Source organism: Thermosphaera sp. (assembly GCA_038827615.1).
In the GTDB taxonomy this organism is placed as follows: domain Archaea; phylum Thermoproteota; class Thermoprotei_A; order Sulfolobales; family Desulfurococcaceae; genus Thermosphaera.
In genome coordinates this window covers 1,086,464-1,098,522 of the sequence record JAWBNK010000001.1, presented here as the reverse complement: position 1 = coordinate 1,098,522, position 12,059 = coordinate 1,086,464, and the positions used below count along the sequence as shown (strand labels likewise).

The window sequence follows — 12,059 nt, the reverse complement described above, 5'->3', positions numbered from 1 at the left end:
CCCTCACTGGGATTGTTGAATCTTCTGAAGGGATTCATCGTTTCGCTTTATTATATATTCGGGTTCAAATAGTTTAACCCTAGAGGCGTCATCGTAAACATGGGCCTCGACCCTGCTCACTTGGACGCCGAACTCCGTCTCCAAACTCCTAATTATAACCTGCTCAACAGGTTTACCGTAGTGTTTCGACAAGGCTATTCTCAGCAACCCCTTGCTCGGTGTTCCCTCGCCCGGGTGGCCAATCTTGATAACTACTTCAACTCTCTTTATCAACGGGTTGTAGCGTTCTTCGACGACCTCGCCCATGTATTTGTCTAACTGAATAGTCTTAACCACTCGTAATCACCTTCACCTAAATAACGGTTTTAACTAGCTTAAAAGTTTTAAGAAGCTTTAAAATCCTGACTCCATCAGCTTCAAGCTCTACGACCCCCGTGTTGGGTTGCCCGTATAGAACTCTCCCCGATTTAACGAGCGAGGGAGCCAGCGAAAAGACGAGCAGGTCCTCCTCGCCAACAACCTCAGCAGTAAAGGGCGTCTTTAAGAGGTTTATTACGAATGAATTGAGGCTGACGCATCCAGCCGGGTTGACCAAGCGGATCACGGGTGTGCGCTCTGAGCGGTTTCCGCGAACTTTCTCAAACCTCTTCGTCTTATAATCAACGATTTTCACTCTTGAAATATGGTTTGAGGAGACAACATCCCCTATTGTTGCATCCGAGCTTAACCCGGAAATAACGGGTTTTTCTGAAACATACAGTTTTCCTTGCGGGAGACTAAGCGTTTTCCTGAGAAAACCCGGCGGCTTTAAACAGGGAATAGGATGGCTGGGCTCACCCAATCTTAACCACGTATCTTCCCTTCTGCTTTAAGTCCAGTTTCCTGGCTAAATCGCTCTTCTCGGGATTGAGTATTATTATGACACCGTTCCACTCGTCTGTGAAGCTTTTTGAACCACACGTCGGGCACACCCCAGCTTCTCTCTCGACAAGTGTTTTGCAGTTTTTGCACGCCTTGAAGGGTTTTCCCCGCTTACTCACGATCCCAGCCCCCTAAGCTATCTTTCCCATGGATGGTTGTCTCATGGTCATGTGAACCCTTAAACCCTTCCCCGGCATTGGGGAGACATTGAATATTCTGGCTCTGACGACATCGCCTTTCTCGATATACTTCTTAGACTCCTCTAAGAGCAGGGAGCCCCTGCCAGCGTCGTAGGAGACCTTCTCATCGGCTACCTGATTAATGTAGATGAAGCCGTCCAGTACTCCGAGATCCACGTAAAGCCCGTTCTTCGTAACTGTGACTACTTCTCCTTCGACGACTTCCTTGACTTGGGGATGGAACACTAGTGCTTCGAACTCGACGTTATGGTATGTCGCACCATCTCCGGGTATTATCTTCCCAGAAGGATCAACATTCAACCTGAGGATAGTAACTATCACCGAGGGCTCTTTCTTCTCCTCTCCTGTGAAAGGATTCTTTAAGACGACAACGGTTCCCTCGTACAGCTCGCGGAGCTCTTCAAGGGCGACCTCCTCTAGCGGCCGTCCAAACTTCGACGGAGGTATTCTCACGACGTCCTTAACTCTGATTACATTATACAATTCCACAACACCTATATGGCATTGTTTTAATCAAGCTAACCATGGTTATTTATGAATATCCTTTTATAAATACTGGAAGCTAATCCTTAATACTCTATTAATCCTTCAACCACAATCCTTTGGGACTCTTCCCTAAGGTATATCTCTGAAAGCCCCTTCTCCCTGGCTCTCCTTCTGAGCTCCCTATCGTTAGTGGCGATTGCCGCGTTGTACGACGTCGCGTAGTCCAGAATAGCGTCGTCAGCGTCGCGGAACTCGTCCGGCTTATGATCAACTATCTTGCACCTCTCCCTTGCAATCTTGATTGCTAGCTCGCATTTCTTCTTCATTAAACCTCCCTCTCTCCCCCCTATTGTTTCCAGCTCTTTCAGGGTTTGTGCTAGAACTATGTATTCCGGCTTAAACGCTACTTGTTCCTCGATCTCCTCTAGAACAGGGAAACCATCTGCGATAAGGAGCAGTATATTAGTGTCTAACACGATCTTGGATGGCTTCCTCAGCTCACTGATTCAACAACACCCCAGCCGGCAAGTCTCCAGCGACCTAGGACCCTCCTACTTACAGCGATCCTTGCTTTCTCCCAAACCGCTACAGGATCCTTGAGCTCGACGGTCATGCGTGACTCCGACAGCTTGTTTACGACCCCGATCCTCGTTGCAGTTCCTATTGTTAACACAATGTTCTCTCTTGGTTGAAGCGGCGGGAGCTTTGTCATCTCCTTGGCTCCGACGACTCTTTCAAAAACCTTGTACTCGACTTCGAGGATCCTAGCGATAGGCGGCGGGTGGTCGGGGTGAGACACCACGTTGCCCACTAAGGAGTCTGCTTTGGTTAGAGAGGGATCTAGAGGGGTCCTAATGGCTACGAGCCCGCCAGGCCTAGCATTATCGGTTTGTAGTTCCCCGAAGCGTATCTCCTCGATCCTTGTGGTGATCGGCTCGTACTTGTAAGCGGTTTTAGATCCTCCAACAGGGACTCTTACCCCTGGAAGTATAGATATTTCATCGCCGACTTTCAACTCTCCCTGGATCAATGACCCGCCTATGACGCCTCCAACCAGGTCTTCAAACGTTGTTCCAGGCCGGTTAACGTCGAAGCTTCTAACGATGAACATTAAGGGCGGCTTGCTAAGGTCGCGCGCGGGAGTTGGAATATGCTCCTGGAAGCTCTGTAGCAGTACGTCTATGTTAGTCTTATGTAAAGCGCTCACAGGAATAATCGGTGCGTTCTCCGCTACAGTACCCTTCACCAGCTCTTTTATCTCCTTATAGTTTTGAAGAGCTCTCTCCCTCGTCACCACGTCGATCTTGTTTTGAACGATCACAACGTTCCTGATACCTATTGCGTTCAGAGCTATCAAGTGCTCCACTGTCTGGGGTTGGGGGCAAGGCTCGTTGGCGGCTACCACGAGGATTGCGCCGTCCATCAGCATTGCTCCACTGAGCATTGTCGCCATCAAGGCCTCGTGGCCGGGCGCGTCCACATAACTGACTCTTCTAAGCAGTTTCGACTCGCTTCCGCTGGGACAGATCTCCTCGGTGGTGTATGCGTCGGGGGGACTCATGTCCTCGCAAATCGCTATGTTCCCGTCCGCGTATCCTAGTTTAATCGTCATTCCTCTCTTGAGCTCCTCGCTGTGTCTCGCAGTCCATATGCCCGTGAGTGCTTGAACGAGGGTGGTCTTCCCGTGGTCAACGTGCCCTACCACTCCGATATTTACTTCAGGCTGTTTTTTCTCCCAAGGCATGCCGTATCCCTAGCATCTTACTAACTGTTACGAATTATTCAAGAACTTGCTTTTATACTAGAGAAACTATTTCGAGTAAACAATAACCGTGTTTATTTGAACAGTATCTGGAGCTACAGTGTTCCCTCTAACCATTTTCCTCCTTCTCTCACCGCTCCTCGACGGGTAGAAGCCCGGCGGACCGGAGAGTAATGCTCTCTTCTTCACGGGACCTGGGATGTCAGGTCTCATGGGAAAGCCGCTGATATCGCTTCCGCCTGTTATCCTCAACTTAACATTGCGCAGTCCGAGCAGGGTGCCGTCGAACTCGTCACCTATTTTCAAGCCTATTAGTGATGCTGTCCTCTCATCATTAACTCTTACCTGCCAAGAAGTTGCCCTGAACACTTCTCCCTCCAGCTCGGTGTTCCCAGACAAGTTGATGAGGAACTCCGAGTTCACCAGCACTGTGTTGTCGGGGACGTTGTCTGATACTTCTAGCTTACCGGTTATCTTGATTTTATCGCCTGTGTCGGGGCGCCTCATTCTAACCGTAACTACTCCGTGAACAGGATTAATCTCTTCGAGCAACTTCCTGTTAGCCCTGAGCACGGGGAGCTCGAACTTATCCTTCATCTTATCTGTGAAGGGGACTTCAGCTTCTCCCATTACCTTTACTTTGATTGTTTTCAGGGATTTAGGCGCTTCTGGATCGTTTACTACTATCTTGAAATCCGGCATGTTGCAACCTCCACCAGTTTCCCGGTGGACTGTGTCAGTAATAAGCTATTAAGAGGTTTTTATATATTCGGGTAAGTTGAAACTGGTGATCTTTTTGAGTAGTTCGAGGAGAGAGTGGATTAGGCAACCTATCATAGTAGTCATGGGACATGTGGACCACGGTAAGACGACTTTGCTCGACAAGATAAGAGGAACTGCTGTTGCCAGGAAGGAACCTGGAGAGATTACGCAACACGTTGGCGCCAGCATCGTTCCATCCAGCGTCTTAAAGAAGATTGCGGAGCCCTTGAAGAAGTACTTCCCCAAGCTTCAAATCGAGGTCCCCGGGCTATTGTTCATCGATACGCCTGGTCATGAGTTGTTCGCTAATTTGAGGAAGAGGGGCGGGAGTGTAGCGGATATGGCGATCCTTGTCGTGGACGTCATGGAGGGTTTTCAACCTCAAACCATTGAAGCCATAAGCATCCTTAAGGAGAAGAAAGTACCCTTCGTAGTGGCTGCCAACAAGATCGATAGGATAGACGGCTGGAAGTCGACCCCTGACTCGCCATTCCTCGAATCAATAAGGAATCAATCCCAGAGAGTTGTGAACGCATTAGAAGAAAAGATTTACAGGATCGTAGGGGAACTATACAGCCACGGGTTTGAAGCCGATAGATTCGACAGGATCCGGGACTTCCGTAGAACTGTGGCGATAATCCCGATATCAGCTAAGACTGGGGAAGGCGTGAGCGAGCTTCTGGCGTTGATAACGGGGCTTGTGCAACAATTCATGAAGAAGAAGCTAGTGACCAGTGATGAACCAGCCAAGGGCGCGGTCCTCGAGGTTAAGGAGGAGCCGGGCTTGGGGACGACTATAGACGTCATAATCTATGAGGGGGTCTTGAAGAAAAACGATTTGTTCATCATTGCTGGAAAATCGAAGCCGATCGTGACCCGGGTCAGAGCCCTTTTAATGCCCAGACCCCTCCAGGACATGAGAATGCACGAGGGGAGGTTCAACCAGGTTGAGGAAGTGTTCGCCGCGACGGGCGTTAAGATATCAGCCCCGGATCTGGACGAAGCCCTAGCGGGTTCATCCCTCTACGTTATCCCCGACGAGTCGAAAATTCCAGAGTACTTGAAGATCGTCTCGGAGGAGGTTGCACAGCTCAGGTTTAAGACCGAGAGCGATGGAGTCGTTATAAAAGCGGACACGCTCGGCTCCCTGGAGGCCCTGCTGGAAGCTATGAGGAGGGAGAAGATACCAGTGAAGCTGGCTGACGTGGGAAATGTATCGAGAAACGACGTCTTAGAGGCAAGCATTGTTAAGAAGTCTCGCCCCGAGTACGGCGTAATCCTAGCTTTCAATGTAAAGCTGCTCCCGGAAGCGGAGGAGATGGCCAGTAGAGAAGAGATCCCGGTGTTTCAGAGCAACATCATATATCGTTTGCTCGAGGATTATGGAAAATGGATCAAGGAGTTGAAGGAGAGGGAGGTTGAGAGAGAAGTTTCATCCTTGGTGAGGCCGGCGAAAATCAGGATACTCCCCGGGTTCATATTCAGGAGGAGCGATCCAGCCATAGTTGGGGTTGAGGTTTTAGGCGGCGTGATGAGGCCAGGATGCACATTGATGAGGAGTGATGGAGTTGAGCTTGGCACGCTGGTCCAGATAAGGGATAGGGATAATGTTCTCAAGGAGGCTAGAGTCGGTCAGCAAGTAGCCGTGAGCATTAAGGGGCGGTTAATGATCGGACGCCATGTCGATGAAGGAGACATTCTCTACACTAGCATACCGAAGGAGCACGTCAATATCTGGCTCACCAAGCATAAAGACAAGTTGAGCAATGACGAGCTACTTGTCTTGAAGGAGATAATAGAGATAAAGAGGAAGCAAGACCCCTTCTACGGTTTTACGGCTCATCCTACTTGAATAATCTTTGATGACGAAGAACGAGAGCTAGCTACTTCGTCTTGGAACCATATTTTAACGTCCACTTCAGCCTTCTAGGATCCCTGTTCATGTTGTAGTTCTTGAAGCACTTTCTACTGCAAAACCACATTATAGTGCCGTTATTCAACACATACATTAACCCGGTACCCGGCTCCAGTTCTTCCCCGCAAAACGCACATTTCGCCAGCCTGGCCATCTTCTCCACCATGGTATCGTTATTGCCTACTCTCGTTAATGTGTTAGCGAGGTTTTTAAATTTTCCCCGATAATACTTATAAGGATTAATTACATGTGAAGGAGAATTAGGTGATAGTGTGAGCGAGCAACAGAAGCCTGGGAGAGTAGTGATAGAACAACCCAAGGTTAACATTGTCGAGGAAATAGGTTTTCCAGCAGAAGTTATTCAAATCATTGGGAGAACCGGTGTCTCCGGGGAGATAATCCAGGTACGAGTCAGGGTCTTAGAGGGCAGGGATAAGGGCAGAATTATAACTAGGAACGTCAAGGGTCCTGTCAGAATAGGAGACATAGTCATCCTGAGAGAAACTGAGAGGGAGGCTAGAAAGCTTTCCACGAAGAGGTAGTTGAAATTTATTTGTAAAAAACAGAAACCTATTATTAACCGCTTTTAGCCCTGAGCTCCTGAACGGCTTTCACTATTTCATCGATTAACGACTTTGCTTCACCAGCGTCAACGATAGCGGCGCTAGCGGCTGCTACCTCTATGCCCGTAGCCTCTCCAAGCTTCTGCTTGCTTGGAACATAGACGTAGGGTATTTTCTTCTCGTCGCATAGCAGCGGTAGATGAGCCACGATCTCAGGCGGGTCAACATCTTCCGCTATCACTACGAGCTTTGCTTGTCCTCTCTCAACAGCTTTCGTAGTCTCGTTCGTTCCCTTCTTGATCTTTCCACCTGTTTCTTTGACCTTTTTAACTGCTTCGTAAACTTTTTCGGCTAGTTCAGCCGGTACTTCGAACTTTACATAGAATGGTTTGGGCATACTTCATCCTCCTCCCTATTGGTCGTCCATAAAGGGCTTTAATTGAATCCTATCTTATAAATGTTGCGGATGGATGAGTAGTTTAGCGAGTGTCAATCGTGCGCGAAAAACGCTACTACGCTTGTTTCCTTTACCTCCTCTATCCTCGCAAATCCCACTCGATACAGCTGGATGAGGGAGTCAGCCTTCTCGCTTAGAATACGCTTCTCGGCTATAAGTGTTCTCCTAACAAGTCTCAATCCATCGGGAACAAATAACTCCAGCAGGGCTTTCTCATCCTCCTTAACCCACTGAATGATTTGGAGGCCATGTTTCTTCGCCTCCTCCTGGGAGATACTGTGGAGATGAGCTATCAGGACGGGCTTCCCGTTCCTCAGCGCTGAACCAGTTATTTGAAAGTTGCCAACCCCCATAAGCCTGAATAATCCTCCCTGCTCGCTTGGAACATCCTTCATGGACACGTATACAACTGATCCGTCGCTAACCTTGTAGGAATAATACGTCTTACGCGATGGATGTACTGGTATTTTAGCCTCGATTTCACTTGGAATGTTTCTCAACACTATTTCAACAGGGTCTTCGACAGCCATGTACCTGTTCGCTAATTGGTCGATGATGATTCTGTTGATCGCCGAGAGATTGGCGTAGCTGATTTTAGCGTCGACAGGCTTTATCCCGACCTCTTTTATTATCTTCCATAAGGAGTCCCTAGTGATCCCCCTACGCCTCAAGCCCGATAAGGTTCCAAGCCTAGGGTCTGAGTAAGCCTCGAACCCGGATTCTTTGATCATTTTCCTCATCTTGGATTTGCTTAGGATAACTCCTTCAAGCGATAGCCTGCCGAAGTGGATTGTCTCAGGGTACTTCCACCCCATGAGGTCGTATAGGAATTTTTGCTTCACAGTGTTCGAGACGTGCTCTTTTGCACGTAGAATATGAGTAATGCCCATCAGATGATCGTCGACTCCTGCGGCGAAATTATAAGTTGGCCACACGATATACCTTTCGCCTACAACGGGATGCGGGGTCTTCGAAGTATCTATGATCCGGAATGCCACCCAGTCTCTAACACTTGGATCTGGATGTTGAAGATCCGTCTTAATTCTTAAAACAGCTTCTCCTTCTCCATAATACCCTGATAGCATTTTATCGAATTCTTCAAGCTGGGTCTCAACGGGCAGGTTCCTATGCGGGCAGGCCTTCCCCTCCTTTCTGAGGGTTTTGAACTCCTTCTCGCCGCACTTATCTATGTAGGCACCGTTTTTTTCGATGACTTTCCTAGCTACTTCGTAAAACAAGGGTATCCTCAAGCTCTGAATATACTCTTGACTCCACTTAACCCCCAGCCATGCGAGATCCCGTTTTATCATCTGGTATGCTTCAGGATAAGGCGATTTAATCCTTGGATCAGTGTCTTCAAACCTTAAAATCATTTTGCCTTTATACATTTCCGCATACCAATAGCTGAGCAGTGCTGGACGTGCATTGCCTAGGTGAATTGTGTAATCGGGGTTGGGGGCAAACCTGGTAACCACAGCTCCTTCCACGGCATTTGGCAATGGAGTGAGATCCTTCTCTTTAACTTCCCTCTTCTCTTCCAGTAGTTCAGGCCAATTGCTCTTAATTATTTCGATTTGTTTTTCAAGGGTTAGCTTGTTCACCTCATCGACGATGCTGCGTATTACTTCAATATAGTCTTTGAGAACACCTCTCACCTCAGGTATTTCGCCGATAATTTTCGATGTAACAGCCTTCAAGTCGGCTTTTCCATTATACTTTACAGCGTTTAGTAATGCGTGTTTAAACCCTACCTCACGGATTTTTTCCAACAATGATTTCTCTTGGTTGCTCACTGGTCAACACCATTATAACTTTTTCAGGTGATTCCCAGGTAAGATCTATTACGGCTAGTAATATACCTTTTACGGGTGATTTAATAACCCTGACCTCCCTCTTATTAGTTACTATGAACCCTATTTTCTCGTGAGCTTCGACTTGCTCACCCTCCTTCTTGTGAATCGTAATAATCGATCCCGAGACCTCTAGTAGTCGGACGCTCTCGCCTTTACGAACGTAGAATCCTCTGTAGCGGTCACCCTCATCCATGTATACGATTATTACGTCTTTCAAGAAGCATGATTTTTCAAGATCTAGGAATTCAACGAGTTTTTCGAAGGGAACGCTTGAGAAAACTTTGCCGCACTCTGGTCCCGCAAGCCCGCGAGCCGGTGAAACATAAGCCCGTGTTCCAGTTAAGCAGATAACCCTCCCTTCCCCCAGCCCGTTCTCTACAAACGCCTCTGGGAAGAAATACTCGCTCATTTCTTGAGCATCTCCAGGTACTTGTCCGTGTCGAACCCTCTAGAGCTCATGTAGGATTTGATCGAGCCCCCTAGAACCACTGGTTTCTTCTTAACGTCGCCCAGGCTCCTAGCCCCTATTAGGAACATGACGGTCTTTAAAGACTCAACGTATTCTTCAACGTATTTTGACGCAGCCTCGTATCCCTCGCTTAACAGTTTTATCAAAACCGGTTTCGCGAAGCCAGCCATGTCAGCCCCCAATGCCAGTGATTTAACAGCTCTTAAGCCGTCCCAAACCCCGCCCGACGCTATGATGGTTGATTCCCTGCTCGCCAATCTAGCCTCGATGATTGATATTGGAGTCGGAATGCCCCAGTCTCCGAGGAGTTGCGCTATATTCTTTTTAATAGAGTCTGAAGTGTTCCTATACATTTCGACCTTAACCCAGCTCGTCCCGCACGCTCCTGCAACGTCAAAGATCCTTATTCCAGCCTCGGAGGACAGCCTTTTCACGACTTCGTATGATAACCCATTCCCAACTTCTTTAACGAGCACGGGAACGCCTGCTTCCTTAACAAGGTCTCTCAAGCGGTAGATTATGTCATCCGAGAAGTCGGTATCTCCCTCGGGCTGTATGACCTCCTGTGCTGGGTTTAAGTGTACTGCCAGAGCATCAACTCCCACTGCATCTATCAAGTGTTTGATGTCTTGAATACTGGTTGTTTTAAGTGTGTTGAAACCTATGTTCCCTATCAATGGAACACTGCCTGCGACCTCCCTTGCTACTCGGTAGGTTTTCAACACGTCTTGGTCGAAGTTGCTGGTTAAAATCGGTCTTTGACTACCGAGGCCTAGGGCAATCCCGTGTTGAGCGGCTAACTGGGCCAGCTTCCTGTTTATCTCGAGAGTCTCCTTTGCACCTCCGGTTATACCTGTTATCATAAGTGGTGCTTTAAGCTCATACCCTAGGAATGGAAACCGAGTGTCGACTTCATCTATTCTGAAACCCGGAATTGCTTGATGTATTAGGATGATATCGTTGAAGTACTCAGAACACTTACCCGTGAAATCTACGTCCTTCGAAGCCACTATCTCTAAGTGCTGGAGCTTTCTCGAGTAAATACTACTCAACCGTTGACACCTTCAACCATGAAGAATAAGTTTTTTAGCACAATATAAAGGAGTAATGTCAAGCTAATTTAAAAATCGAGCTTAAGACGAGAACCTTATTGACGCGTATCCTACAACGTGTGATTTATCCCCTGAGACATCCCCGCTTGTTGCGTATTTCAAGAGCTCGGCCCTAGCCTTCTCTTTAAGGAGTAGTTTAGAATACTCTATCAACACCATGATTCCTCCAGGACCGCATACCGAGATATCTTCTCTCAGCAAGGTATTGTAGAAGCCGAGGGAGTCGAGCCTCAGTATCATTGAAATGGCGTCTGAGTCTTTCTTCACGGTTATCTCGTGTGGATCGTAGTGGTTGAAGTCGCTGCTTGCCACTAGGATAACGTCCCTTTTCAACGATGAAACGGCCTCCATGATAGATCTAGCAAGGTCCATGGCGGTGTCAGGAGTGTGGAGGCCAAGGACTACCGGGAGGATCCTCACCCTGTTTCCATAAATGTACTGGATGAAGGGGAGTTGTACTTCTATGGAGTGTTCTTCAACATGCGCGTACTCGTCTAGCTCAGCGATATGGCTTTTCTCGGCAATAGCCTTCCCCAGCTCGGAGTCGACTTCCATGGAGCCGAGAGGGGTTTCCCACGTGCCGCCAGGGTATATTGAGACTAATGCGCCATACCCAGTGTGATTAGTACCCAGTATGATGACGGTCTCGGGGACCCCGTCCATGGCCATTTGAAAATACGTGTGGGCGGCAACAGGGCCGCTGTAGATGTAGCCTGCGTGCGGTGAGATGTAACCAATGGTTTCCTTCCTTCTCGTGGCTGATATCTTTGGAAGTGTTCCCGGACCTATTGGATGAGTGAAGGACCATTCGATCAGGGATTCAAGCTCTCTCTTATCACTGGGGTAAAAATATCCTGATACTACGGGGAGCCTTTTCTTCAACAAGCCACCCCTATACTTCGGCCTCGAACTCTGAGGGTTGCTCGGGCAATTCGCCGTTAGCGGGTATGACGCCGCGTTCCCTTAACACTTGTCTCGTGAGTATCCAGTAGAGCAGTGCCAGGCTCTTCCTCCCTTTGTTGTTCCCAGGTATAACTAAATCTATGAAATCGGTTTTATTGTCAGTATCGGCGAACGAGATTATCGGGATTCCGATCTCAGCGGCTTCCTTTAAAGCCTGCGCATCAGCTCTCGGGTCGGTGAGTAGCACGATATCGGGTTCGTAGTACCATTTAAGGCTGGGGTTCGTGAATGTCCCCGGCAGGAATCTACCGGTGAAGGTTTTACAGCCGATGTATTGGCACATTTTAGTGACGGGCTTCTTCCCGTACTGTCTAACCGAGACTACAGCGATCTTAGTTGGCTCATACCTAGCGAGGAATTTCCCCGCTATTCTCAGCCTATCATCTATTTTTCTAACATCAAGTATGAATAAACCATCGCTTCTAACCCTGTAGACGAAGGGCTCCATGAATTTAGTGCAAATGTGGGTACCTATGTGAACTCCTGCCGACAAGTACTTGTCGACGGGCACGAGGAGTTCAATTACCTTCTCACCGGGTCTCGGAGTTATGGGTTGTTCGCCCAAACTGTCTATTGGCTCGCCTTCAAACATGTGT

At 48.2% G+C, this 12,059-nt stretch carries 16 protein-coding genes; 2 read left to right on the top strand and 14 right to left on the bottom strand.

What is annotated here, in order from left to right; translation table 11 throughout:
* Positions 1-3: 3 nt before the first annotated feature.
* The 7 genes from QXH45_06045 to QXH45_06015 all read right to left on the bottom strand — a co-directional run bounded on the left by QXH45_06045 (position 4) and on the right by QXH45_06015 (position 4,071).
* Positions 4-336, bottom strand: coding sequence for a 30S ribosomal protein S24e (locus QXH45_06045; GenBank protein ID MEM2078806.1), 333 nt, complete (start codon positions 334-336; stop codon positions 4-6).
* A 16-nt stretch (positions 337-352) separates the two neighbouring features.
* Positions 353-841: a DUF359 domain-containing protein gene (locus QXH45_06040; GenBank protein ID MEM2078805.1), complete on the bottom strand. Its 489-nt coding sequence runs from the start codon at positions 839-841 to the stop codon at positions 353-355.
* Positions 834-1,040 (bottom strand): transcription elongation factor subunit Spt4, encoded by a 207-nt coding sequence (spt4, locus tag QXH45_06035; GenBank protein MEM2078804.1) that lies wholly within the window; start codon positions 1,038-1,040, stop codon positions 834-836. Before spt4 ends, QXH45_06040 begins: the two co-directional genes overlap by 8 nt.
* Positions 1,041-1,052: 12 nt before the next feature.
* Entirely contained in the window at positions 1,053-1,604 is a 552-nt protein-coding gene (locus QXH45_06030; protein MEM2078803.1) for a DNA-directed RNA polymerase, read from the bottom strand.
* 86 nt (positions 1,605-1,690) lie between these two features.
* Positions 1,691-2,083: a 30S processome protein Utp24 gene (locus QXH45_06025; GenBank protein ID MEM2078802.1), complete on the bottom strand. Its 393-nt coding sequence runs from the start codon at positions 2,081-2,083 to the stop codon at positions 1,691-1,693.
* A gap of 17 nt (positions 2,084-2,100) precedes the next feature.
* A complete protein-coding gene (locus tag QXH45_06020; GenBank protein MEM2078801.1) occupies positions 2,101-3,351 on the bottom strand; it encodes a translation initiation factor IF-2 subunit gamma in 1,251 nt (416 codons plus the stop codon).
* Positions 3,352-3,417: 66 nt separating this feature from the next.
* On the bottom strand, positions 3,418-4,071 hold the full coding sequence (locus tag QXH45_06015; GenBank protein ID MEM2078800.1) for a 30S ribosomal protein S6e: 654 nt from the start codon (positions 4,069-4,071) through the stop codon (positions 3,418-3,420).
* 94 nt (positions 4,072-4,165) lie between these two features.
* On the opposite strand from QXH45_06015, the gene infB reads away from it, so the two are divergent.
* On the top strand, positions 4,166-5,983 hold the full coding sequence (gene infB, locus QXH45_06010; protein ID MEM2078799.1) for a translation initiation factor IF-2: 1,818 nt from the start codon (positions 4,166-4,168) through the stop codon (positions 5,981-5,983).
* Between the two features lie 31 nt (positions 5,984-6,014).
* Here the strand turns inward: infB and QXH45_06005 are convergent, their stop codons facing one another.
* On the bottom strand, positions 6,015-6,200 hold the full coding sequence (locus tag QXH45_06005; GenBank protein MEM2078798.1) for a 50S ribosomal protein L24e: 186 nt from the start codon (positions 6,198-6,200) through the stop codon (positions 6,015-6,017).
* Positions 6,201-6,318: 118 nt separating this feature from the next.
* Here QXH45_06005 and QXH45_06000 point away from each other — a divergent pair, with 118 nt between their 5' ends.
* Positions 6,319-6,588, top strand: coding sequence for a 30S ribosomal protein S28e (locus QXH45_06000; GenBank protein MEM2078797.1), 270 nt, complete (start codon positions 6,319-6,321; stop codon positions 6,586-6,588).
* Positions 6,589-6,622: 34 nt separating this feature from the next.
* Here the strand turns inward: QXH45_06000 and rpl7ae are convergent, their stop codons facing one another.
* The 6 genes from rpl7ae to rpsB all read right to left on the bottom strand — a co-directional run bounded on the left by rpl7ae (position 6,623) and on the right by rpsB (position 12,055).
* A complete protein-coding gene (gene rpl7ae, locus QXH45_05995; GenBank protein ID MEM2078796.1) occupies positions 6,623-7,006 on the bottom strand; it encodes a 50S ribosomal protein L7Ae in 384 nt (127 codons plus the stop codon).
* A gap of 92 nt (positions 7,007-7,098) precedes the next feature.
* The gene (locus QXH45_05990; protein MEM2078795.1) at positions 7,099-8,859 is read right to left on the bottom strand and encodes a glutamate--tRNA ligase; all 1,761 of its coding nucleotides are present in this window, start codon (positions 8,857-8,859) and stop codon (positions 7,099-7,101) included.
* Positions 8,819-9,328, bottom strand: a complete 510-nt coding sequence (locus tag QXH45_05985; protein ID MEM2078794.1) for a DUF2118 domain-containing protein — start codon at positions 9,326-9,328, stop codon at positions 8,819-8,821. Before QXH45_05985 ends, QXH45_05990 begins: the two co-directional genes overlap by 41 nt.
* Positions 9,325-10,440, bottom strand: coding sequence for a type 2 isopentenyl-diphosphate Delta-isomerase (gene fni / locus QXH45_05980; GenBank protein ID MEM2078793.1), 1,116 nt, complete (start codon positions 10,438-10,440; stop codon positions 9,325-9,327). Before fni ends, QXH45_05985 begins: the two co-directional genes overlap by 4 nt.
* 81 nt (positions 10,441-10,521) lie before the next feature.
* Positions 10,522-11,382, bottom strand: a complete 861-nt coding sequence (amrB, locus tag QXH45_05975; protein ID MEM2078792.1) for an AmmeMemoRadiSam system protein B — start codon at positions 11,380-11,382, stop codon at positions 10,522-10,524.
* A 10-nt stretch (positions 11,383-11,392) separates the two neighbouring features.
* A complete protein-coding gene (gene rpsB, locus QXH45_05970; GenBank protein ID MEM2078791.1) occupies positions 11,393-12,055 on the bottom strand; it encodes a 30S ribosomal protein S2 in 663 nt (220 codons plus the stop codon).
* Positions 12,056-12,059: the final 4 nt, after the last annotated feature.